Here is a 23,533-nt window from a genome sequence, read left to right on the forward strand (position 1 = left end):
CTGCTTAGCGGTCTTCCAAAGCAGGTACTGGACGCGGCGCTGGCCCCGTGTAATCCGCACTTGGGCGAATGATACGGTTATTCGCGCGCTGCTCTTTCACGTGCGCAGTCCAACCTGTGACACGCGACATCACGAAAATTGGCGTGAATAACTTGGTCGGAATGCCCATGTAGTGATAAGCAGATGCATGGAAGAAGTCAGCGTTCGGGAATAATTTCTTCTCGCGCCACATCACTTCTTCACAACGCACAGAAACATCATACAAACGGCTGTCACCGAACTCTTGAGACAGCTTCTCAGACCATTCTTTGATGATATCGTTGCGTGGGTCAAACTCGCGGTAAATGGCATGACCGAAGCCCATGATCTTCTCTTTACGCTCAAGCATACCCATCAAAGTCTTCTCAGCATCGTCAGCGTCTTTCATGTTCTCAATCAGTTCCATCGCCGCTTCGTTTGCACCACCGTGCAATGGCCCACGCAATGAGCCAATCGCGCCGGTTACGCACGAGAAGATGTCTGATAAGGTTGACGCACAAACGCGTGCTGTAAAGGTTGATGCATTAAACTCGTGCTCTGCGTAGAGAATCAACGAGGTATTCATCACATCTGTATGTAGCTTCGATGGCGCTTTGTCGTGCAACAAATGCAAGAAATGCGCGCCAATTGAATCATCGTCAGTTTGCGTTTCAATGCGCTTGCCTTCATGGCTAAAGCGATACCAGTACAGCAAAATACTTGGGAAAGCTGCCAACATGCGCTCAATTTTTGCGTCCGCTTGGCTGAAATCATCTTCTGGCTCAATGTTGCCCAAGAACGAACAACCGGTACGCATCACATCCATTGGGTGCGCATCAGCTGGAATGCGCTCAAGCACATCTTTTAATTCTTGTGGCAGGCCACGCTGCTTCTTCAGGCGCGCTTTATACTCAGCCAGTTGCTCTTTGGTTGGCAACTCGCCCTGTGACAGCAAGTAAGCCACTTCTTCGAAGCTCACTTTGTCCGCTAATTCTTTAATGTCATAACCGTAATAGGTTAAGCCTGAACCGCTTTTACCAACGGTACATAATGCTGTTTCACCGGCTACTTGGCCGCGCAAACCCGCGCCTGTCAATTTCTTATCAACCATCTCTAACTCCTTATATAAACCGTTAATCGTTAGTCGTTACTCGTTATTCGTGGTTATCTTTTTCGATTAACCAATAACGAATAACGAACAACGTTTTTTATTTTTTGAATAACTGATCGAGTTTGTCTTCAAATGCGTGATAGTTCAGGAAGTCATACAACTCCGCACGCGTCTGCATGTTATCGACAACATCTTTCTGATGACCGTTCGCCAAAATGCTCTCATAAACGTTGAGTGCCGCCTTGTTCATGGCGCGGAAGGCGCTTAACGGATATAACACGAGCTCAATACCAACTTCGGCTAACTCGTCTTTGCTGAATAATGGCGTTGCACCGAATTCGGTGATATTTGCAAGTACTGGCACATTTAATGCCTTGGTGAACGCTTGATAGTGTTCTAGAGTATGAACCGCTTCAGCAAAGATAGCGTCAGCACCAGCTTCAACACAGGCTTGTGCACGCTCAATAGCGGCATCCAACCCTTCTTGCTGGAACGCGTCGGTGCGCGCCATAATGAAAAACTGATCATCAATACGTGCATCCACGGCTGCTTTCACGCGATCAACCATTTCGGCTTGCGATACAATTTCTTTGTTCGGGCGATGACCACAACGCTTCTGAGCGACTTGGTCTTCAATATGGAAGCCTGCAGCGCCAGCGCGCGTCATTTCTTTAACGGTACGGGCAATGTTGAATGCTCCGCCCCAACCGGTATCCGCGTCCACTAACAATGGCACATCAGTCGCGCCAGTAATGCGACGAATATCTTCACATACATCATTTAACGAGGTCATGCCTAAATCAGGCAAACCAAACGACGCGTTGGCAACACCGGCACCTGACAAGTATAGCGCTTGGTGCCCTACACGCTCAGCCATCATTGCCGTATAAGCGTTAATGGTGCCGACAATTTGCAGTGGCTTATTGTCAGCAATAGCTTTGCGGAATTTTGCACCCGCACTGTGAACTTGTGTCATGTTACTTCCCCAATTGTTGCAGTTTTAATTCGATATTACCGCGTGATGCGGCAATGTGGCGGCGCATCAAAAGATCCGCCAATTCGCCATCGCGATTCGCAATAGCATTAATAATCGCTTTGTGTTCATCAAATGCGCGCGACACACGCGGCCCATTCATACCAAGCTGAACACGGTACATGCGTACGAGAAAATAAAGCTCATCGCACAGCATATTAATCAAATATGGGTTTTTACTACCTATGATAATTCGATAATGAAAGTCTAAATCACCAGCTTCTTGATAATAGCTTTCGCCTTCACGCACACGCTGAGAGTTTAAATGTTGGTCTAGCAGGCCACGTAGCTGTTCAATTTCCTGCTCATCCATATTCTCTGCGGCAAGCCGGCAGGCTAATCCTTCAAGCTCTTCACGAATTTGATAAAGTGCACGAAGCCCCTCGGTTGACAACTTCACGACCCGTGCGCCAGCATTCGGTATTCGCTCAATGAGATGGCAGCGCTCAAGACGCGCCATGGCTTCGCGCAGCGGCGCTCGACTAACGTTGAATTTACGTGCCAGTTCAGGTTCGCTAATCTTACTCCCAGATGCTATTTCACCCTCCACTATCGTCCGCTGCATCTCTAGCAGCAGTCGATCAGATGAAGTGACGGGAGACCGCCATAATGGGCTTTGAGGTGAATTAGTCATGATTGTCGACATATTTTGTGAATTAATCGAATTGTACGCTCATTTTGATTCAATTCCAAGTATACCCATCATTCATTGTCGACAATTTATTTATTTAAACTGTCTACGGAATTTTCCCGTACTATGTTGATATACCAGGTCAACCTCACGAAAAACTACAATAAAAGAGCACCGACAATTTTATGGAACTATTTTTCGACTTAGGACAAGCTACTCAGCCTCTAATAATCGGGCATCTTAACTGGCCGTTGGTACTGTTATCTTATGCAATCGCTCTGCTCGGTGCTTACACCTCACTGTTAACGCTGACTCGAGCCAGCTCCTACAAGCAACCTCGGTTTCGCCACATTTGGTTGGGGGTGAGTGCCGTAATAGCTGGTCTGGCGGTGTGGAGCATGCATTTTATTGGCATGTTGGCGTTCGAAATACCCCCTCAGATTTCACACCAAGTTGGCTTAACGCTAATCTCTGTCATACCTGCAATTCTTGCGAATTGGTTTGCCCTAAAAACACAAGTGGCTCACAAAGCGCCTTTATGCACAAGCAAAGTCACAGAAAGAAGCGCGTTCAATCATACACAACCTTGCTACGCGCGACAGCTTAACTGGCTTGGCGAATCGCCAAATGCTGATTGAACATTTAGAGAAGATAAATAACGCAACACATGCACTAGCGATCTAGCATGGCGGAACAAGCCAAACAGCGCGCGAAACTTGAGAAAGATTTACGCAGTGCCTTATCAAAGAATGAACTGCAATTATTTTTGCAACCGCAAGTGGATATCGATGCGCAAGTGGTTGGTGCGGAAGCTTTACTGCGCTGGTATCACCCAGAACAAGGATGGATTTCACCGGCAGAATTCATTCCTATTGCCGAAGAGTCTGGACTCATTATTGAAATTGGCGACTGGATTATCGAACAGTCCTGCGAAATTTTGAGGAGCTGGAGTCTTGGCGCTGATACGGCATCACTAACGCTTGCAATCAACGTGAGTGGTCGACAATTTCAGCAACCTGACTTTGTCGACAAACTTTGCAATGCAATACAGCGTTATGGCATCAATGCACAGAATCTAAAGCTTGAAATAACCGAGAGCCTCATGCTGCACGATATTGAAATTGTGGCTACGAAAATGCACGAGCTCACTGAAGTTGGTGTGCAGTTCGCCATTGACGATTTCGGTACGGGATACTCTTCTCTTTTGTATCTAGCTGAATTGCCGTTTGAAACGTTGAAGATAGACGTTCAGTTCGTGCGCGAAATGTTACATCAGAAGTCAACGGCATCGATTGTTCAAGCAATCATTCAATTGGCTAAGAGTTTAAATCTTTCGGTAATTGCCGAAGGTGTTGAAGAGCCGGAGCAGCGTCAGTTTTTGATGCAGTTAGGATGCCATACCTACCAAGGTTATTTATTCGGACGCCCTGTGGCTGTTGATGAATTCAACCAAACCATACGAGTTATTAAAACACCGTAACTTTTAATTGGTGCTGTTTATCGTACTGCACCATGTACCCCACCGAACGCATCACATCAGTACTGGTATAGGCATCGTTTAACTCTAACTTTGCCGAACACAAGACTTCGCCTGTTGCAAAATTTGTTCGTAGTGTGTTGATTCCAATAAGCTTGATCTCAACATGGCTAGGTAGTTGCGTAGCTATAGATTGACGCACTTCACGCTTGGCTTGCGCAGCATCACATGAAGGGCTCAGCTCGCTACAGCTTATCAAAAAACAACAACTAACACTGATGATCACAAAATAAATTGTGCGCAAGCTTACTCCTCACACCACAGCTTGGATAAAAGGAATCCTTTCCTGACCACCTATCCCTGAAGTATCTACCGGGAGATAGATAACATTTTATAAACACTTTAATATGTAAATTGACTTTACATAGATTAGAAAGCTCTGGAGCGAAAGGCAATATAACATTCGCTAGTAAGCGTGTTTTATCTGATGAAATTAAAGGTTACTGTTCAGTCAATTCAGATTTGGTTTGCTTGGTAATCGGCGTGAAGTCATTGTGCTGGAACACGTCGTTAAGTATCGATTGCTCCATAAAACTCCGCATTCCTGATTTACATGGAAAACGGACAATCAGATGAATTTCCCCGGCGGCCGGTACCGAGATTGTTACCCGAGGGTCAGCAGATGGAACGTCGATACCACGGTGGTCACTCATGCGCTGCATGTAACGGCGCGCTTGTTCGACGTAATCGGCACAGTGCCGGTTCGCTGACTCTAATAACGCTGATTGCGCTGCGTGCCAGTTGTCTTCTCGTTTAAACGGTACGGTAAACACATGAAGTACAAAGTCGTGTGTATAGCTTTCATTCACAACTGGTTCAGACACAAATAACGAGTTTGGAATGGCGATCATGCGACCAGTACGTTGGTGAGAAAACTTCCCGGGTCCTACCTCTAAAATTGTGGTGGTTAAAAGATTTTGGTCTATCACATCACCACGGAAGTCCTTAATTTGAATACGGTCACCAATACTAAACGCACTGCCGCCAGATTTAACTAAGCTGCCAGTTAAACACATGATGAGTTCTTTAGTTGCAACCACAAATGCTACGGCAATCGCTACAATACCTAACGCTAATGTGCGTAGCTCTTCAGCCCAAATCAGCATTAACCCGACGACCATCAACAACAGCAACACATTGCGTGTTTGCACAAACCAACGACGGCGTAAATCAGTGGAGCGAACGCTCTTGCGGATAAATTTTGACAAAATGGCGCGGATAATCACAATCGCAGTCACAAGAATTAGTGTCGCGATAACGGGACGTAGTAATTGCTCCGAAAATTGAAACTCATTAAACAAATTTGTCAGTGTATCCGTATACATGATTGGCCTAGCAGGTTTTGATTTTTATGACGATTATCTTACACCAGTTTGGTAAATATTCCGTCAGTCTCTCGAGTAAAAATGACGTATATGCTATCTTTTATAGCTCAACAAGAGGAGTAACTGTATGTCTATTAAAAATTTTTTGTTAACCGGGCTTTGTTCGGTGGCATTCTTCACCGTCAGTGCACAGGCGGATACTTGGCAACTCGATAGCGAGAACTCAGTACTCAATTTTGTTTCGGTAAAGAATAACCATATCGCTGAAATTCATCGCTTTACCGAATTGCAAGGAACTTGGGAAGACAACCAGGTAAACATTGAAATTCCAGTAGTGAGCTTGGATACTCAAATTCCAATTCGTAACGAGCGGATGCTTGAGCACCTATTTCAGTCAACTGAATATTCTGTTGCTACCGCTACAGCGAAATTAGAGGACGACGTATTATTAGCAATGCCCGTCGGCGAGACTATTCCGTTAGTTGTTGAAACTCAGGTTTATATTGCTGGTGAGTCAGAGAGCGTCAGTAGTTATTTGCAGGTCACTCGTTTGACAGAAGATCGTTTCTTGGCAACCACGACTCAACCTATCATCATTGATACGAAAGCTTTCAAGCTTGTTGCTGGCATCGATAAACTTCGTGAAATTGCCGGTCTTTCACGTATTGACTACAGCGTACCAGTAACGTTTAGCGTGCAGTTTACACGTTAATGGTAAGTAATATTCGTTCTGCCACAGCAGCAGATATAGACCAACTCGTAGCCCTCGAATTCGGCACTTATGCTGATGAGGGCTATCCTGCCCCCCTGTTTTATCAAGCACTAGCGCAATGGTCACCATGGCTATTCATAGCCGAGCGAGATAACGCAGTTGTTGGTTATGTTCTTGCTGCCCCTGGTAGCGGAAGCTCCCTGTGGATCATGTCACTATTAGTGGCTAACTCTGCGCGTGGAGAAGGGATTGGACGGCAACTCATGCAGACTCTATTAGCGCAAGTGCATACGCAGCCCAATCCGTTCTCGAAAATTGCATTGACAGTGTCGCCTAATAATTTTGGTGCGATTCATTTGTACCGTCAATTAGGGTTCAAAGATATTGAACAAATTGATAACTTTATGGGGCCTAACCAACACCGCTTACTCATGCACTACAATGCCTGTTGACGGTGCAATAAAAACTCTCATATAGTGACTTCATAATAATTAATAAAGTAAGGCACGAAGTCTCTTGTCGAAAATACGGATCAACCCTTTTGTTGTTTCGGCAACACTATTCACAACACTAGTTGCAACCTTCACCATAGGTGCGCTCGGTATTGTCATGAACGCAATAGTCGAGCCACAGAGTTTGTTCGAGCGTATGCTATCGAACAATTCATCGCTGATTTGCATCGCTATTAGTGTGGCCACCGCCGGCTTATTATTTAAATACCGCTTTTTTCAATGGCTTGGCAGCGGTGTCATTATTGTTGCAGCACTACATAGTTTATTAGTGAACACCAGCTTGCATGATATCTTATTCATGCCATGGTTGGCGGAATATGAAGCCGCGCTTTACCCGCCGATGATTCTGTTGTTTATTGTGCTGGGCGTGATGTTGGCAATGAATCCGAAACACCCTATCCAACGCATTTGGATGCGGGTTACATCTGCCCTAGTCACCCTCGCCGCAATAATTATGCTGGTTATACACATTAACCCGAATGGGTTTATGTTGCTTGGTCCGCACCCAGATATCACGAGCGTCGCTGCAGTATTGCTTCTCCTTTTAGGTGTTAGCTACAGTTTGCTCTCACAACAAGAGCGATTTGTTTCAGTGTTACCAAGCAAACAAGCCATGACGATTGGCTTTATTGCGGTATGCCTTACAAGTGCTGCTTGGTATTTTATGGGTTACTCCAGCCTCAAAGAAATTCAACAGCAAGCCGAAAGAGAAGTAGAGCGACTAGCTAATGCTCGTAGCACCATGGCTATGGTCAATATTCAATTGATGCGGCGCATGACTGAGCGCTGGGAACTAGCTGCAGCAAACAACTTCGAGTTCGATCGGCGTTCAGACGTTCAAGCTTATCTACGTGATATTCCTCATCTATTGAGTTTATCGGCACTTGATACAAGTAAACAAACATTATGGACAGAAGACAGACCAGATAGCCACATACCAAGTTTAGAAGTGATGGCTATGCCACAAGTACAAAACTGGTTAGTACAGCATCATATCGACATCAATTTTATCATTCCTGAGCTGCAATTTATGCAGTCTGAAACACCCGCCGTTGCCGTGATGATATTGCCAATTGCTGATGTCGTTGATGATATGCGTTATTTGCTCGCGGTATTTAACCTCAATCAAATGATGAACCCGGCGACGCGTTTAACTAATGACAAAATAAAGGTTTACACCAGACTCTCAGAACAAGCTGAGCGAAGCTTTGAGGATGATAAACCCACGCATGCTAATGAATTGGCATTGGCATCGGCTATTTTAACTATCCCTCACGGCCCTGAGCTTGAGTTAAATGCCACGCTTTATAATTTTGAAGAACTCTCCTATTCGGGCAATTTGCGTACGGCAATTGTATCGTTGGGGCTCTTATTTAGTTTGGCATTCGTGTTGATGTTTGAACAAAACCGAGAACTACGGCACCACAGCCATAAAGTAGCGCTAACGCAAAGACGTTTGCGTAAACAACGTCAAGAGTTATCAATAAACGAGCAACGCTATCGAAGCTTATTTAGTCAGCACCCCGATCCTGTTTTTTCGCTTGACTGCAACGGCAAGTTTACCCATGTAAACGATGCTTTTTGTGAACAAGTTGAAGTTGATCGCGAGCAACTACTAGATATGCATTTTCAAGAATTTTTAGATGATGGTGAGTTTGCTCGAATCCTTCCGATATTTACTGGAATTATTCAAACGGGACAGAGTCAGCGCTATGAAGCCGAGGTGATCACCTATCGCACGAAGAGTATCAAAATATTTGATATAACAAACCTCCCCATCATCATTGGTGGTGACGTATTAGGTACGTTTGGAATTGGTCGCGATATCACCCAAATTAAAGAACAAGAAGAGCAACTCAGTTATCAAGCACGTCATGACAACCTAACTGGGCTATCCAATCGCGCTGCATTTGAGAGCGACTTAACCCAGTTAATTCAGCAACAGCAAACTGCGCCATCAGAGCAATTGTTGGCAGTATTGTTTATTGATATTGATGGATTTAAACCGGTGAATGATAGTCTCGGTTTGCGCGTTGGTGACGAAATTTTGCAGCAGGTTGCTGCTCGGCTGCAAAAGCATATTAAGCAGCCAGATATTCTTGCTCGCTTTAGTGGTGACGAATTTGTCATGGCTACAAATCGCTGTGAATCCATACCGCAACTTGAAGAACTCGTCGCGCATGTGTTGGATTTTATTGATGAGCCTTACACAGTCGGCAACCAAAAGATCTATCTGACGGCAAGCATCGGGGTCACCATTTATAAGCCGACCAACAAAGATGCCATGAGTTTGATTCAGCAAGCTGACGTTGCCATGGCGCAAGCGAAACAACAAGGCCGAAATCATTGGCAATTCTACACGCAGCAACGTCAATCGATGTCAGCTTCGGATATTATTTTACGTAGCCAGTTGCAGCAGGCCATCGATAATGAATCGTTAAAGCTTTTCTATCAACCAATTATTGATTTTACTTCCGGTAAAATTGTTTCGGTTGAGGCGCTCATGCGCTGGTCTCTAGAGGACAGTACGGCCATTTCGCCGGTTGAATTTATCCCGCTCGCCGAAGCAACAGGGCAAATTATTCCTGCCGGAGCATGGGCACTTAAACAAGCCTGTACCGATATGAAGAAGTTGCACGCGGCTGGCATACAGCGTGTCGCTGTGAACTTATCGGCGTTGCAATTCCATCGTGCTAATTTTTTTGAACAAATTGAGCAAGTTCTCAATGAAACACAGACGCCGCCCGACCACCTCGAGCTCGAGCTAACCGAGAGTATTTTGATGGAAAATACTAATAACGCCATCAGTGTACTTCAACGTCTTCGCGAGCGAGGCATTCGTGTCGCCATTGATGACTTTGGCACGGGCTTTTCGGGCTTAAGTTATTTGAAGACCTTACCGGTCACTAAATTGAAGATTGATCGTGCGTTTATTAAGGAACTCGAGCACTCTTCGAGTGATCAAGCCATCACGCAAGGCATTATTAATATGGCTCAACAGGTTGGGCTTGAGGTGATTGCTGAAGGTGTTGAAACGACCGACCAAATTACATTGCTGAAGAAATTCGGCTGTGGCTATGGGCAAGGGTTTTACTTTGCTCGCCCAATGCCACTTGCCGATTTACTTATCTTTCTACAAAACAGCGACCTGATTTAATTCCTTATTTCAGGTCATCGTCATGTTGTTCGAGATCCCAAGGTAAACTCGCTGGCGAAATATGCATAAACTGCAAATAGTTCTCGAACTGGTTAATCACATCGTTAATGATGTCGTTCGGTTCATAGCCATAAAGATCATACGCTTGACCACCTTGGCGTAAGAATACCTCTGCACGATAGTACTCGGTTTCACGTTTGTCACGCTTGTCGGTCATCGCAAATTGCGGTCGCTGATACGCTCGCATCCGTACTTCATAGCTGAATTCTACTTCGTCTTGTCGACGAATCGTTAGAATGGCTCGAACATGTTCTGCATCAAATGCTGCTTCGGTTTCCCATTCTTTGCTACCAAGCTCTTTAGCGACATCGCCTAGGCATTCCATCACCGTATGCTCAACAAATTCACGTACTTCCGTTTGACGCGGGAAATCCACAACGCCGGCAAGGCGCTTCTTCCAATACGTAGGGCCGGCATGAACGCCTCGACGGTGCGTACGCATGGCTGTTTTCAAACTCGCATACTGGTGTCCTTCAATTACCAGCGCTCGCCACATGCCAAATGCGGCGATAAGAATGATCACTGCGAACGGCAGTGCACTCGCAATCGATGCGGTTTGTAACGCCCCTAGTCCACCGGCCAAGAGCAATACGCCAGCGACGACACCTTCCGCACTAGCCCAAAATACACGTTGCCACACAGGCGTTTCGGCAATACCGCCCGATGCTAACGAATCGATGACCAATGAACCTGAGTCAGACGACGTAACGAAGAAGGTGACAATCAATATCACGGTCGCGAATGACAAAATATTCGTCCACGGTAGACGTTCATACAGTTTAAACAAAGCAATCGCTTCGTCATTTTTTACTTCGGTGATAAGCGTGGTGTAACCTTCATTCATGATCATATTCAGCGCTGTATCCCCAAACACGCTGAACCAGAAAAACGTAAACATCGTTGGTACAAACATGACACCAAATACAAACTGACGAATGGTGCGACCACGACTAATTTTTGCAATAAAGAGCCCGACAAAGGGTGCCCATGCAATTGTCCAGCCGAAGATAAATAAGGTCCAATTGCCAATCCAATCACTGCGCGAATACGCTTGGAGATTAAAGGTACGCTCGACAATGTTGTTCAAATAAGAACCAGTATTTTGCAGGTAGGTTTCTAAGATATGAACCGTTGGGCCAGCAAAAAACACGAACAAGAGAATAAATAGAACCAGTACCATATTCACATAAGACAGGCGCTTCACCCCTTTATCGAGGCCGGCAACCACCGACATAATCGCGAACACCGTAATCACCGCAATGGCAATTAATTGCACCGTGGTACTAATTGGAATATCTGGCCACAAATAATTTAAACCTGCGTTGATTTGAATCACTGATAAACCAAGCGTTGTGGCGATACCGAACATCGTCCCTAAAATGGCAAACGTATCCACTGCATGCCCGGCAGGACCATGAATCTTTTCACCGATCATTGGGTAGAGTGTTGAGCGCATCGACAATGGCAAACCATGTCGGAACGAGAAGTACGCTAAAACAAGACCGACAAGGCCGTAAATAGCCCAGATATGAAAGCCCCAATGGAAATAGGCAATTTGCATTGCCTGCTTCGCAGAATCGACCGTTTGCGCAGCGCCAACCGGAGGGCTAGCGTAATGCAATACAGGCTCCGCTACACCAAAGAATAACAAAGCAATACCGTAACCAGCGGAAAATAACATCGCAAACCAAGCTGGGAAACTATATTCGGGTTCGGCATGATCGGGGCCTAATTTAATTCGTCCCCACTTAGAAATAGCAACTACCACAATAAAAACGAGAAAGATGGCAACTGCCAACATGTAGAACCAGCCAAAATCCTTGGTGATCCATGCTAAGACATCACTAAATAGTTCTCCGGCAAGCTCCGGACTACTCAAAGTTCCAATAACCAACAACGCAATCACTGCAACGGCTGGTATAAAAACCGGCACTAATATTGCGGAGTTCCATTTCGCCTTTGTGTTCGACATGCGTACTCTCTCCTTTTGCTTTAGTTATTTAACCCTATGCGGTAAGAGGAAAAATTTCAAATTTGCCACAACTCTGATAGCCTAATTTGAAACTATCTGGAGCACTTCTAACTATGTTTCATCGTATTGCTGGTCCTGCCGCCGCTGTTATCTCTTATTTTATGGCTCACTATATTTTCAATATGCCAACTGCAGCTGCGTGGACGCTAGCAACGACGGTTTGGGTTGCTTGGTGGTGGATTACCGAAACCATCTCGCTACCAGCCACTTCCTTATTACCTTTTGTGCTTTTACCTCTAGGCGGTATCGCCAGTGTTAACGAAGTCTCGGCAGCGCTTGGTAACCCAATTATTTTGTTATTTATGGCGGCATTCATGCTCGCCAAAGCCGTTGAGTTATGCGGCGTACATAAGCGAATTGCTTTGAATTTAGTTCGTAAACTTGGCAATAGTAGCGCCCGCCGAATGATCTTTGCCTTTATGATAGCTACTGCGTTTTTATCGATGTGGATCTCAAATACGGCAGCAGTACTTGCTTTATTACCGGTTGCATTAGCGCTCGCTGATGCTAGTCCGGATCACAAATTTCAACGCGCCCTACTACTCGGGCTGGCTTACTCAGCGTCGGTTGGAGGTATTGCGACACTGATTGGAACCCCACCTAATTTAATTTTTGCATCGGTGTACGAGAGTTATACCGGCACCAGCTTTGGCTTCATGCGCTGGATGCAAATTGGTCTTCCGCTGGTCATTGTTGGTATTCCAGTGATGGCGTGGTGGCTTACTCGAGGTTTAACCTCTGAAACTCATTTAGAAATAGCAGAAAGCGGATCGGTTCGCAGTGCTGAAAAACGTGTCCTGCTAATATTTGGCGCCGTCATTGTGTTGTGGATGACCCGCACAGCGCCATTCGGGGGCTGGTCGGGGGCTTTGGGGCTTGGCACCATAGGTGATGCCACCGTCGCATTCATGGGCGTACTTGCACTATTTATTTGGCACGATAAAGATGGCATTCCATTATTGGAGTGGCGCGACGCAGTGGCTATTCCATGGGGTATTTTGCTGTTGTTCGCTGGTGGTATCGCCCTGGCGCAAGGTTTCGTCAGTAGCGGTTTAAGTCAAATTATCGGCCATGGTTTGGTTGGTCTAGCTGGCTTGCCGACATGGCTTTTGGTATTCCTGTTAGCTATTTCGGTTAGCCTATTGACTGAAGTGACTTCAAATACCGCCACAGCAACACTACTTATGCCGGTATTAGCGGCAGCTGCCGGTGCACTTGAATTGCCACCAGAACTACTCATGATCCCTGCCGCTATAGCATGTAGTTGTGCGTTTTGTCTGCCTGTGGCAACGCCGCCCAACTCAATTGTGTTCGCCTCAGAACGCCTCACCATTAAAATGATGGTGCGCGAAGGCATGGTATTGAACGTGATCATGGCGGCACTCACCGCCGCCATTGTGATGGTATTTGTGTAACGAGAATTGCTGACTCAAATTAAAAGTGAATCACGCCCATGTAGTCAGCAATATTGACATCATACGATGTGGTTTGCTTGAGAAAATCTGACATCGCTTCCAACGAATCTGGTTCGCCGTGAACTAAATGCACCTGCAAATCTGGCGGCAACGGTGAGCTATGCAGCCAATCACCAATTTCTTGATAGTCGGCGTGGCCCGATAAGCCATCGAGACGGCGAATACGCGCTTTCACCGGCAACCACTCGCCATGTACTTTGATGCGCTCAACGCCCTGCTCCATTTTCGCGCCTCGGGTTCCCCCAGCTTGGTGTCCAGAAAACAGGACGGTTGCACGATGGTCACCTAACCAGTGCTTAAAATGATGCAATATTCGACCACCAGTGGCCATGCCACTGCCAGCAATAATGATATGTGGGCCATGTTGCTTGGCAATTGCTTTTGAATCTTCCACATGTGGCGTGTAAATCACCTGCTGCTCCGCAGCTTGGCATTGCTCAGCGCTGAGTCTATGAAATTGATGATAGTCGCCATAAATATCTGAGGCTTTAATTGCCATTGGGCTATCAAGGAAAATGGGCATGCGCGGTATTTTTCGCTGGGCCATTAATGTCACTAACATGTGTTGCAGTAATTGAGCTCGCCCCACCGCAAAACTTGGGATAAGCAATACACCACCACTCGAGGCGGTTTCATTCACCACATCAGCCAGTTGTTGCCACGGGTCATCTGTCTCATGACGACGATCGCCATAGGTTGATTCAACCAACAGAATATCTACTGCCGGCATTGGCTCTGGCGGTTTCATTAAAATGTCGTGGGAGCGGCCGATATCACCGCTAAAACCAATGCGTTTGCCTTTGTGTTCGGCAACAATACTGGCAGCACCCAAAATATGTCCCACTGGATGCAATGAAAACTCGATATCGCCAACGGAAAACTGTTGTTTGAAGTCAATGGGTTGCAGAAGCTTTAACGCAGCTTCAGCCGTCGCTTCGTCATATAGTGGCTCGGGATTTTCATGGCGACTGAGCTTGTGTCGGCCATAAAACTTTGCGTCCTCTTCCTGAATTTTGCCACTATCAGGCCACAACAACCCACATAACCTTGCCGTAGCATGATGGGTAAAAACAGGTCCGCGATAGCCATGCTTGTAAAGCACCGGAATGAACCCTGAATGATCAAGGTGCGCATGAGTAAGAACAATGGCATCCACATTTTGAATACCTAGCGGTAATGGTTGCCAATTGCGTCGGCGCAGCCACTTGTAGCCTTGGAACATCCCGCAATCGACCAGTACTCGTGTGGTGTCTGTTTCAAGTAGATATTTAGAACCAGTAACCGTTTCACAACCGCCTAGAAAGGTTAAATGCATAGACGACTCCTTGTTTGCTGGCCTTGAAGTTATAGCGACTAAAGTAACCAATCAATGGGCAATAATGCCAGCGTTCTCATGCCTAACCGACGCCACCACGATACGCCAGGCTCAGAGCGATAGCGAGTTATTCGTGGACCTAACCGCTCTTCCCAATAAAGTTTACCCTGTTCATCAAGGTCAACGCGATACGCATAATTAGGTACTGTTTGTTGGAAAGCTTGGTCGATTTTCTGCGCCAACGCTGAACTATAAATGATAAAACCAAGTTCAGTATTAAGCTCAATTGAGCGGGGGTCAAAGTTAAATGATCCCAAAAAAACGCGTTCCTTATCCACACTAAAGGTTTTGGCATGTAAACTGGATGCCGAACTACCGAATCGTTCCTTCCCCTTTAAGCGCTGCCGTCGTAGCTTACGTTCTTGTTTACGTGCTAGCGGCGATACCTTCTGCACTTCATAAAGCTTTATACCTGCGCTTATTAATGCCTTACGCCATTTGGCATAACCTGCATGAACAACAGCCACATCAGTTGCTTCCAACGAATTGGTCAAAATTGTGATATCGACACCCGACGCCGCTAATTCAGTCAACAGTGCGACACCGGTTTTCGTCGGGACAAAATACGGCGATACCAGTTTGACGCATTGTTCAGGATGACCTATCGCTTGCTGCAGTTGATATGCTAGCAAGTGTTGCTGTTGCGCAAGCCCTAAGGTTTTAGTCGGGCTATCCGACATCAAGGTGACTTTCGCCCATACAAACTCTAATTTCTGAGTTAAAAAATCCTGCACAAATGGTAATTTACGAATAGCCTCAATATAGTGGCGCGCGCTCGGGTCTGCTTCAATCACGCTCGCGCGTTGCTCCAATGTGGTTAAACTTTGCGGCTTAGTTAGTGTAAACAGCTGGGAAAGCGGCACCGCTGAGGCACTATTCCAATATTTCTCAAATTCCGATTGCGCCTGTTGCACTACTGGACCAATCATCAAAGCATCAAGATCTGCAAAAATCACATCGTCATGAGCACCAAAATATTCATCACCAATATTACGCCCGCCACTGATGAGCACTTGTTGGTCAGCGATTAAGGCCTTGTTATGCATGCGGCGATTAACTCGCGCAAAATCAAATAGGTAATTTAAAAATCGGGGCCGGCGAAGTTTCAGGGGATTATAAAGACGGATATCAATATTTGGATGGCTCTGCAGACCTATCAATACCGCATCTAAGTCGGCGGTATTATGGTCATCAAGCAATAAACGGATCGTCACGCCGCGTTCTGCCGCTTCATGTAAGGCTTCAAACATTAACGTACCAGTACGGTCGTTACGCCAAATATAGTATTGAATATCAAGAGTATATTGCGCATGGCGCGCTAATACGACTCGCGCCGCAAACGCTTCGCGAGCGTTGATTAAAGGCACCACCCCGCTTTGATCAGGATGCTCTGCTAGTAATGGATTAATCGCATCAGAAAATCGGCCTTCAGGCACTTGGGTCATGATTTATCAGTAGCGTCCTTGTCTTTGTCATCAACAGCCTCGTTCGTTTCGGTTAAATCGTCATCGGGACTAAGTGTCCCGACGCACAAACGACAATCACCTGTCTCACTGAGCGAGCTCTCGACATAGCGTAACTTGTGCCGTGATCGGCCGCGGTTTGCGGAAATTTGAAACATGCGCTCACGCTCTTGTTCCGTCTGCTTCTCTTCCGTTTTATCAGCTTTGTCACTCATGTTTCGCCTCCAATGTCTTGGCGCGTTCAGCGCGTTGCGCTTCATCGTGAGTTAGTTGCCAGCCGTGTAGCTGTTTATCGATAATATCGGCTAAAGCATCAATATGAGCAGGCTGTGCGTTTAATGCCGGAATATAAGCATAGTCTTTCCCACCTGCTTCCATGAAATACTCGCGGTTTTCTTCGCCAATTTCTTCAATGGTTTCTAGACAATCGGCGCTAAACCCTGGGCAGACCACATGAATACGCTTAATTCCCTGTTCAGGTAATGCTTTTAAAGTAGCATCGGTATAAGGTTGTAGCCACTCTTCGCGACCAAACCGTGATTGAAACGTAGTCATATATTCATGTTTTTCAAGGCCTAACTGCTCGGCTATTAAGCGTGACGTTTTATGACACTCACAGTGATATGGGTCGCCTTCATGCAGATACCGAAGCGGTACACCGTGATAACTTAAAATGAGCTTCTCTGGCTTACCATGGGTTTCCCAGAATTTTTTAATGCTGTCGACAACTGCAGTAATATACTTTGGCTCATCGTGATAATGTCCAACAAAACGAAAATCAGGTAACCAACGGCGTTTATTGAAGTCTTGGCTGATTGCATCAAACGTCGACCCCGTCGTTGCTGCTGAATACTGTGGGTAAAGCGGCAATACCACGAGTTTACGCGCACCAGCATCAAACAATTTTTGTAAACCTGAAGCAATCGATGGATTACCGTAGCGCATCGCATATTCAACCACCACATCGTCACCATAACGCTCAGCTAATTTTTCCTGTAACGCCTGATGCTGATCTTGAGTGTGGAACAGAAGTGGCGAGCCGCGTTCTGTCCATACAGTTTTGTACGCAGCTGCTGAGCGACGCGGGCGAATTCGTAAAATCACCCCATTTAAAATCAACCACCACAGTAACCGCGGTACTTCAACCACTCTCGGGTCAGACAGAAACTCACGTAAGTAACGGCGTAACGCTGGTGTCGTCGGCTCATCGGGAGTACCAAGGTTGGTAATGAGTACGCCAATTTTATCGGTTTGTACATGACTAAACTTAGGGCTACCTTGAAAACGCATACTGCTACTCCCTTATGTCCACAATTATGTCCACAATTGAATTTTTTGACGAATTTCACCGGATTCAATCCATTCACGCAACTGATCAGCCATGCGCTGACTGTGATCCACAGCCTGTTGCCAATACTTGAAACGATCTTCGACACTTAGCTTGGCGAAATCGGTGCGATCCGGAATTTTGCCATACGGTAATGACGCAATAAATTCGGGCGACGGTGACATAAGGATCACATTTGGCCACTGTTTTCCGCGAGTACGGCGCCACTTCAAACTTTTATCAAACCACCCTGGTACTACTTGGTGGTAAAAGTGCGGGTACAGGACTAAACCATTCACCGCACTCAGATCGAGATCGAAATGATAATCGGTGATGCCGCCATCGCGATACATGCCAGGCGGTGCACCAGCAATGTCGGTAACCCCTTCCAGAACCATAGGTATAGAGCCCGTTGCTAACAGTGCTTGTTTAAAATTATCTGTGCTCAGCGGCACCGTGTAAGTCGGAATATCTTGCCAACCTTTCGCAAAATCAACCGTTGATTGTGGATGGTGCATAATCACGCGGTCATAAAAACGCCCCAAATGACGACGGCTCATGGCATTGGCAGCCGCAGAACCTAATAGGCCAGCAATTTGACGACGGCCATTTTTACCAGTCAAGCCGCGACACCGCGTGACTATCCAATGATGTCGGTATTTATCTTGTTGCAACACATCGTTCACTGCGGAATCTGGAACATATTCATGTAGCAACTTGATGGCTTCATCGGTGATTTCTCGCACATCTGGTTTCGCGCTATAGGTTTGTTGGCGATACAACTGACAAAATAAATCACTTGCCGCAACCGGATCAGCCTGACCAAGACTGGCAAACCGCCAGGCCCCAGCTGAAGTACCGAGCATATCAAGCGGTTTGGTGCGTTGTTCAAAAAATTCGCCGAACAAATACCGATCAATGCCTTGCAAAACAAACCACTTAGGGCCACCAGAAGCGCCAAGCAATAAACCAATATCATCTGCGTTGAGGCCGTTATCCTGAATCTGCAGCCAAGCGTCGCGCCCCGCCTTAATGGTTAACCAATCGGTGGTCATGTTCTTCGTATTCCTTGCTTGTACAACGTGTTATATGGCCTGAGTATATCGAAAAAGCGCGCATTAAACAGCTATTGTCGCCTCGATTAAGGCAATCTGATATGCTTGCCGCACTTACCGAGTTTCCTTTGTTAATATTGACCTAAACGCATTCAAGAGAGAAAAAATGAAAGTCATTTCATTCAACATTAATGGTATTCGCGCTCGCTTACATCAGCTGGAAGCGCTCATTAAGAAACATCAACCTGATGTGATTGGATTACAAGAAACCAAAGTTCACGACGAACAGTTTCCGCTCGCAGATGTTGAATCAATGGGCTACCACGTCATTTATCATGGTCAAAAAGGCCATTATGGCGTGGCATTGTTGAGTAAAAAGCCTTTAGAGAATCCAACGTTTGGTTTTCCGAACGACGGTGAAGAAGCACAGCGCCGCATGATTATGGGTGACTACGTTACCGATAGCGGCGAGCGCGTTCGGGTATTGAACGGCTATTTCCCGCAAGGCGAAAGCCGCGACCACCCACTTAAATTCCCAGCCAAAGAAAAGTTCTATGCGGATTTAATGGACTACTTGAATAACGAGCTCGATAGTGAACAGTCGGTTGTGGTGATGGGCGATATGAACATTTCACACCAAGATTGTGACATTGGAATTGGTGATGACAATGCGAAGCGCTGGTTACGCACCGGCAAATGTAGCTTCCTACCAGAAGAGCGCGTATGGCTAAACACCCTACTCGATTGGGGATTAATTGACACCTATCGTCAACAACACCCCGATGTGACCGATCAATATAGCTGGTTCGATTATCGTTCACGCGGCTTCGACGATAACCGTGGTCTGCGTATCGATCTTATCTTGGCAACGCAAAAACTCGCAGCAGTTTGTCAGGAAACTGGAATTGACTACGAACTACGTGGCATCGAGAAACCGTCTGATCATGCGCCAATTTGGAGTTCGTTCTCGATTTAATATTTAATACCGCCAGACTAATGCTCGTCTGGCGGTAATTCTTGTAGTGCTTTTCTTAAGATCTTCGCTAGATGCATATAAGTAGGCTGTGCCTGCGGTTGTACCTTCAATTTTTTCGCCAAATCACCATACCAATGCTTCAACCGTGGATCTAACTTCGTATTTGCCCTGCGCCCCAGCCAATACCAACCTTGAAACGGCAACGATAATAAAAATAACGATGTGACCAACGCCTGCGGCACCAACATTTGCCCTTGCCACTGCCATTGCACCGCAAGATTAATCACTGCCAGAGCTGGCATCCATCGTGCCGCGAATTTCACTGCGGGCACCACTCGGCTCTCGGTCATCGCCGCAACAACGGCATGTCGAGGCCAAATGCTGGCGTAGTGTTGACCGTCTTTCATTAATTTAAATAAATTCATAAGAGCGTTAATCGTTAATCGTTAATCGTTGTAGTGTGTCTGTTTTTTCGAATAACGACAAGCGCAGCGATCGAATAACGAATAACGGTTTTTCTAGCCAACTGTACGGAATTCAATCACCACACCAATTCCTTTATATTCATGCACTTACAAACTTCAATGCAGCTAACTCACAGAGTTATCCACATAAATTGTGGAGAATTCACAGCGGCTTTGTCACAATGCGACTACAGATGTTTTAACAGCAAGAGAAAATCGACACATGAGCATTACAGTTTACGGTATTCCTAATTGCGATACGGTTCGCAAAGCGCGTAAATGGTTAGAGCAACAACAGATTACGTTTCATTTTCACGATGTGCGTGCTGAGCCAGTTCCAGCGAGTACTATCGCAGTTTGGCTTGAGCAACTGGGTAGCGATACCGTCATTAACAAACGTAGTACGGCATGGCGTTCACTCAACGCAGAGCAGCAACAATTAGCCACCACAGAAGATGCAGTGCGCTTATTGCAAGAACATCCAACCCTCATGAAACGACCACTACTAGATTGTCAGGGCTCGTTTTCTGCTGGCTTTAATGACAAGCAGTGGCAGTCGCTATTGGAGCAACGCTAGTGGATACGGTTGCACTCACTTGTGAACTCATCAAACGCCCGTCGGTAACGCCAAAAGATGAAGGCTGCCAAGAACTCATTGGTCAACGTTTGGCGCAACTCGGCTTCACGTTAGAAACCATGGTATTTGAAGATACAACGAATTTGTGGGCTCGCCGTGGTACCGATGGCCCTGTGTTTTGTTTCGCTGGGCATACCGACGTGGTTCCTGCAGGTGCCGAACATGCATGGGTTTATCCGCCTTTTTCTGCGACACGTAAAGACGGCTATATCTACGGCCGTGGCGCCGCTGATATGAAAGGTAGTTTGGCAGCGATGGTGGTGGCGACTGAACGATTCATTGCAAATCACCCTGATCACAAAGGTAGTATTGCGTTTCTTATTACCAGTGACGAAGAAGGCCCGTTTATCAACGGTACGCCTAAAGTAGTCGAAACACTTGAAGCACGTGATGAGAAAATTACTTGGTGTCTGGTGGGTGAGCCTTCGAGTACAGCAGAACTCGGCGATGTGGTCAAAAATGGCCGCCGCGGCAGCCTTTCTGGCGATTTGACAGTATTCGGCATTCAAGGCCACGTTGCCTACCCTCATTTAGCTGAAAATCCAATTCATTTGGCCTCACCAGCCCTAGCGGAATTGGCTCAATCGCAATGGGATGACGGGAACGATTCATTTCCACCCACAAGCTTCCAAATTTCGAATATTCAAGCAGGAACTGGCGCCGGCAACGTGATTCCGGGCGAAATGCATGTGCAATTTAATTTCCGCTTTAGCACCGAATCAACTTCTGAGCAGCTGAAACAACGCGTCATCGACATTGTCGAACAGCATCAATTGGACTATTCGTTAACCTGGAAACTCAATGGCGAACCGTTTTTAACCGATTCTGGAGAACTCGTTGATGCCACTATAAAGGCTATCGCCGAATTTACCGGCCGACTCCCAGAGCTATCAACTGCTGGCGGTACTTCGGATGGTCGTTTTATTGCACCCACCGGTGCACAAGTCATCGAATTGGGTCCAGTGAACGCCACCATTCACAAAGTGAACGAGTGTGTCCGTGAAGACGATTTAGAAACACTGACACGAGTTTACGAAAAAGTACTTGAGAATCTATTATGCTAACGCTTGAGCAGTTGTATGGTCTCCGCTCGAACCACACCGCACAGGTGGCTGGCGAGCGCGATGGTGTGCGCTTACAGGAGCCTGTTGCACAGGCATATGTCGCCATGCGTGATGCGGCAGCGGAAGCTGGTATCACCATGGCCATCGCTTCTGCTTTTCGTGACTTCGAGCGCCAACGCGCTATTTGGAACCGCAAATTCAGTGGCGAAGCACCGCTGTATAATGATCGCGGTGAATTGCTCGATGCAGCGAAACTTTCGATTGGTGAAAAAATAGAAGCGATATTAACCTGGTCGGCGCTACCGGGTGCGTCTCGACATCATTGGGGTACCGATTTTGATATATACGACCCGACGCCGTTTGCCAGTGGCGAACGCAAATTAGAGTTAGTGCCAGCAGAATATCAAGAATCAGGCCCGTGCTATGCGCTGCATCAATGGTTACTCAAGCACGCTCGAGACTTCGGCTTTTTCTTTCCCTATGCACGCTATCAAGGGGGTGTGGCAGCTGAACCTTGGCATCTTAGTCACCAACACTTCGCTAGCCAAGCACACGCTGAGATAAACGTTGAACAGCTCGCCAAGGTACTCACTGACCATGATGTCGCTGGCAGCGAATATGTCATCGAGCAGCTAACTGAAATTAAGCATCGTTATATAGACACTATCTGCAATGCGGATATCACTTCGGGTGACATATGGTTTGGTTAATGATTTTACTTGCTGTTGGCATTATTGTCGGTAATTTGATGCTTTTAAAGCATACTGCACATATAAAAATGCCGTCGCTGAAAGATAAACAGCAACGGCAACAAGATGATTCAGATGACGATGATTGGCGTGACGATTAAAGCGATACGCCGAGTCGCGCAGCCACCTCTTCGTACGCTTCCACAACGCCGCCCAAGCCTTGACGGAAACGGTCTTTATCTAATTTCTTACGAGTTTCTTTGTCCCATAAACGGCAACCATCTGGACTAAATTCATCACCCAATACAATATTACCGTCGCCGTCGACACCAAACTCAAGTTTGAAATCAACCAATAACATGCCGGCATCGTCAAACAACTTTTTCAATACGTCGTTTACTTTGAAGGTTAGTTCCTTCATTTGTGCCAACTGGTCAGCGGTTGCCCAGCCAAAACTGATTGCCAACGATTCGTTGATCATTGGGTCATGAAGCGCATCATTCTTCAAAAACTGCTCGAACGTTGGAGGATTCAACTCCTGCCCTTCGGTTACCCCTAGACGACGCACTAAAGATCCTGCCGCATAGTTACGAATAACGCATTCAACTGGAATCATCGCTAACTTCTTAACCAATGTTTCCGTGTCGCTTAATACTTGATCCAGCTGGGTTGGAATACCAGCGGCTTCAAGCTTGGCCATAATGAAATTGTTAAACTTATTATTCACCATGCCTTTGCGGTCCAGCTGCTCAACTTTCTCACCATCAAATGCTGAGGTGTCGTTGCGGAACTGAAGAATTAAGCGTTCAGGGTCATCCGTTGTGAATACGGTTTTGGCCTTACCCCGATACAATTCAGTACGTTTTTCCATGAGCAGCAA

General features: G+C 46.3%; 24 protein-coding genes. 11 read left to right on the forward strand and 13 right to left on the reverse strand.

All coding sequences use genetic code 11. From position 1 onward, the window contains the following. Window positions 1-4: 4 nt before the first annotated feature. The 3 genes from prpC to D3795_RS03885 all read right to left on the reverse strand — a co-directional run bounded on the left by prpC (window position 5) and on the right by D3795_RS03885 (window position 2,796). On the reverse strand, window positions 5-1,129 hold the full coding sequence (gene prpC / locus D3795_RS03875) for a bifunctional 2-methylcitrate synthase/citrate synthase (RefSeq protein ID WP_156266415.1): 1,125 nt from the start codon (window positions 1,127-1,129) through the stop codon (window positions 5-7). Window positions 1,130-1,226: 97 nt separating this feature from the next. Further along, a complete protein-coding gene (gene prpB, locus D3795_RS03880; protein WP_156266417.1) occupies window positions 1,227-2,105 on the reverse strand; it encodes a methylisocitrate lyase in 879 nt (292 codons plus the stop codon). 1 nt (window position 2,106) lies between these two features. After that, a complete protein-coding gene (locus tag D3795_RS03885; RefSeq protein WP_156266419.1) occupies window positions 2,107-2,796 on the reverse strand; it encodes a GntR family transcriptional regulator in 690 nt (229 codons plus the stop codon). A gap of 182 nt (window positions 2,797-2,978) precedes the next feature. On the opposite strand from D3795_RS03885, the gene D3795_RS03890 reads away from it, so the two are divergent. Together D3795_RS03890 and D3795_RS03895 are read left to right on the forward strand one after the other, a co-directional pair. Next, window positions 2,979-3,431 carry an MHYT domain-containing protein gene (locus D3795_RS03890; RefSeq protein WP_156266421.1) on the forward strand — a complete coding sequence of 151 codons (453 nt, stop codon included), beginning with the start codon at window positions 2,979-2,981 and terminating at the stop codon, window positions 3,429-3,431. A gap of 47 nt (window positions 3,432-3,478) precedes the next feature. Beyond that, window positions 3,479-4,273, forward strand: a complete 795-nt coding sequence (locus D3795_RS03895) for a putative bifunctional diguanylate cyclase/phosphodiesterase (RefSeq protein WP_156266423.1) — start codon at window positions 3,479-3,481, stop codon at window positions 4,271-4,273. Here the strand turns inward: D3795_RS03895 and D3795_RS03900 are convergent. Beyond that, the gene (locus tag D3795_RS03900) at window positions 4,260-4,574 is read right to left on the reverse strand and encodes a hypothetical protein (protein WP_156266425.1); all 315 of its coding nucleotides are present in this window, start codon (window positions 4,572-4,574) and stop codon (window positions 4,260-4,262) included. The genes D3795_RS03895 and D3795_RS03900 overlap by 14 nt on opposite strands. Before the next feature lie 196 nt (window positions 4,575-4,770). Further along, entirely contained in the window at window positions 4,771-5,655 is an 885-nt protein-coding gene (locus tag D3795_RS03905) for a mechanosensitive ion channel domain-containing protein (protein ID WP_156266427.1), read from the reverse strand. Between the two features lie 127 nt (window positions 5,656-5,782). Here D3795_RS03905 and D3795_RS03910 point away from each other — a divergent pair, with 127 nt between their 5' ends. The 3 genes from D3795_RS03910 (at window position 5,783) to D3795_RS03920 (ending at window position 10,036) form a co-directional block, all read left to right on the forward strand. Continuing rightward, the gene (locus tag D3795_RS03910; protein ID WP_156266429.1) at window positions 5,783-6,367 is read left to right on the forward strand and encodes a YceI family protein; all 585 of its coding nucleotides are present in this window, start codon (window positions 5,783-5,785) and stop codon (window positions 6,365-6,367) included. Then, on the forward strand, window positions 6,367-6,819 hold the full coding sequence (locus D3795_RS03915) for a GNAT family N-acetyltransferase (RefSeq protein WP_156266431.1): 453 nt from the start codon (window positions 6,367-6,369) through the stop codon (window positions 6,817-6,819). The genes D3795_RS03910 and D3795_RS03915 overlap by 1 nt, the downstream gene beginning before the upstream one ends. Before the next feature lie 157 nt (window positions 6,820-6,976). After that, the gene (locus tag D3795_RS03920; protein WP_156266433.1) at window positions 6,977-10,036 is read left to right on the forward strand and encodes a putative bifunctional diguanylate cyclase/phosphodiesterase; all 3,060 of its coding nucleotides are present in this window, start codon (window positions 6,977-6,979) and stop codon (window positions 10,034-10,036) included. A gap of 4 nt (window positions 10,037-10,040) precedes the next feature. Here the strand turns inward: D3795_RS03920 and D3795_RS03925 are convergent, their stop codons facing one another. Then, on the reverse strand, window positions 10,041-12,068 hold the full coding sequence (locus D3795_RS03925) for a BCCT family transporter (RefSeq protein ID WP_156266435.1): 2,028 nt from the start codon (window positions 12,066-12,068) through the stop codon (window positions 10,041-10,043). A gap of 113 nt (window positions 12,069-12,181) precedes the next feature. Here D3795_RS03925 and D3795_RS03930 point away from each other — a divergent pair, with 113 nt between their 5' ends. Beyond that, a complete protein-coding gene (locus D3795_RS03930; protein ID WP_310942388.1) occupies window positions 12,182-13,543 on the forward strand; it encodes an SLC13 family permease in 1,362 nt (453 codons plus the stop codon). Window positions 13,544-13,562: 19 nt separating this feature from the next. On the opposite strand, the gene D3795_RS03935 is transcribed toward D3795_RS03930, so the two are convergent. From D3795_RS03935 to D3795_RS03955, 5 genes are read right to left on the reverse strand one after another with little or no spacing between them, the layout of a single operon-like run. Further along, window positions 13,563-14,918, reverse strand: coding sequence for an MBL fold metallo-hydrolase RNA specificity domain-containing protein (locus tag D3795_RS03935; RefSeq protein ID WP_156266437.1), 1,356 nt, complete (start codon window positions 14,916-14,918; stop codon window positions 13,563-13,565). Window positions 14,919-14,956: 38 nt separating this feature from the next. Further along, window positions 14,957-16,423, reverse strand: coding sequence for a phospholipase D family protein (locus D3795_RS03940; RefSeq protein WP_156266439.1), 1,467 nt, complete (start codon window positions 16,421-16,423; stop codon window positions 14,957-14,959). Beyond that, entirely contained in the window at window positions 16,420-16,656 is a 237-nt protein-coding gene (locus D3795_RS03945; RefSeq protein ID WP_156266441.1) for a hypothetical protein, read from the reverse strand. The genes D3795_RS03940 and D3795_RS03945 overlap by 4 nt, the downstream gene beginning before the upstream one ends. Beyond that, window positions 16,649-17,731, reverse strand: a complete 1,083-nt coding sequence (gene hemH, locus D3795_RS03950) for a ferrochelatase (protein ID WP_156266443.1) — start codon at window positions 17,729-17,731, stop codon at window positions 16,649-16,651. The genes D3795_RS03945 and hemH overlap by 8 nt, the downstream gene beginning before the upstream one ends. A 24-nt stretch (window positions 17,732-17,755) precedes the next feature. Continuing rightward, the gene (locus D3795_RS03955) at window positions 17,756-18,823 is read right to left on the reverse strand and encodes an alpha/beta hydrolase (RefSeq protein ID WP_156266445.1); all 1,068 of its coding nucleotides are present in this window, start codon (window positions 18,821-18,823) and stop codon (window positions 17,756-17,758) included. 166 nt (window positions 18,824-18,989) lie between these two features. Between D3795_RS03955 and xthA the strand changes: the two genes are divergently transcribed. Then, window positions 18,990-19,799, forward strand: coding sequence for an exodeoxyribonuclease III (xthA, locus tag D3795_RS03960; protein ID WP_156266447.1), 810 nt, complete (start codon window positions 18,990-18,992; stop codon window positions 19,797-19,799). Between the two features lie 17 nt (window positions 19,800-19,816). On the opposite strand, the gene yfbV is transcribed toward xthA, so the two are convergent. Then, window positions 19,817-20,224, reverse strand: a complete 408-nt coding sequence (gene yfbV, locus D3795_RS03965; protein WP_156266449.1) for a terminus macrodomain insulation protein YfbV — start codon at window positions 20,222-20,224, stop codon at window positions 19,817-19,819. A gap of 262 nt (window positions 20,225-20,486) precedes the next feature. On the opposite strand from yfbV, the gene D3795_RS03970 reads away from it, so the two are divergent. From D3795_RS03970 to D3795_RS03985, 4 genes are read left to right on the forward strand one after another with little or no spacing between them, the layout of a single operon-like run. Beyond that, window positions 20,487-20,840 carry an arsenate reductase gene (locus tag D3795_RS03970; protein ID WP_156266451.1) on the forward strand — a complete coding sequence of 118 codons (354 nt, stop codon included), beginning with the start codon at window positions 20,487-20,489 and terminating at the stop codon, window positions 20,838-20,840. Beyond that, on the forward strand, window positions 20,813-21,964 hold the full coding sequence (gene dapE / locus D3795_RS03975) for a succinyl-diaminopimelate desuccinylase (protein WP_310942389.1): 1,152 nt from the start codon (window positions 20,813-20,815) through the stop codon (window positions 21,962-21,964). The genes D3795_RS03970 and dapE overlap by 28 nt, the downstream gene beginning before the upstream one ends. Then, window positions 21,958-22,674: a M15 family metallopeptidase gene (locus D3795_RS03980; protein WP_156266453.1), complete on the forward strand. Its 717-nt coding sequence runs from the start codon at window positions 21,958-21,960 to the stop codon at window positions 22,672-22,674. The genes dapE and D3795_RS03980 overlap by 7 nt, the downstream gene beginning before the upstream one ends. Beyond that, the gene (locus tag D3795_RS03985) at window positions 22,674-22,814 is read left to right on the forward strand and encodes a DUF2897 family protein (protein ID WP_173020984.1); all 141 of its coding nucleotides are present in this window, start codon (window positions 22,674-22,676) and stop codon (window positions 22,812-22,814) included. Before D3795_RS03980 ends, D3795_RS03985 begins: the two co-directional genes overlap by 1 nt. On the opposite strand, the gene purC is transcribed toward D3795_RS03985, so the two are convergent. Further along, window positions 22,811-23,524 (reverse strand): phosphoribosylaminoimidazolesuccinocarboxamide synthase, encoded by a 714-nt coding sequence (gene purC, locus D3795_RS03990; RefSeq protein WP_156266457.1) that lies wholly within the window; start codon window positions 23,522-23,524, stop codon window positions 22,811-22,813. The two genes, D3795_RS03985 and purC, sit on opposite strands and share 4 nt — an antisense overlap. Window positions 23,525-23,533 lie beyond the last annotated feature (9 nt).

It is taken from the genome of Pseudidiomarina andamanensis, assembly GCF_009734345.1.
GTDB lineage: Bacteria > Pseudomonadota > Gammaproteobacteria > Enterobacterales > Alteromonadaceae > Pseudidiomarina > Pseudidiomarina andamanensis.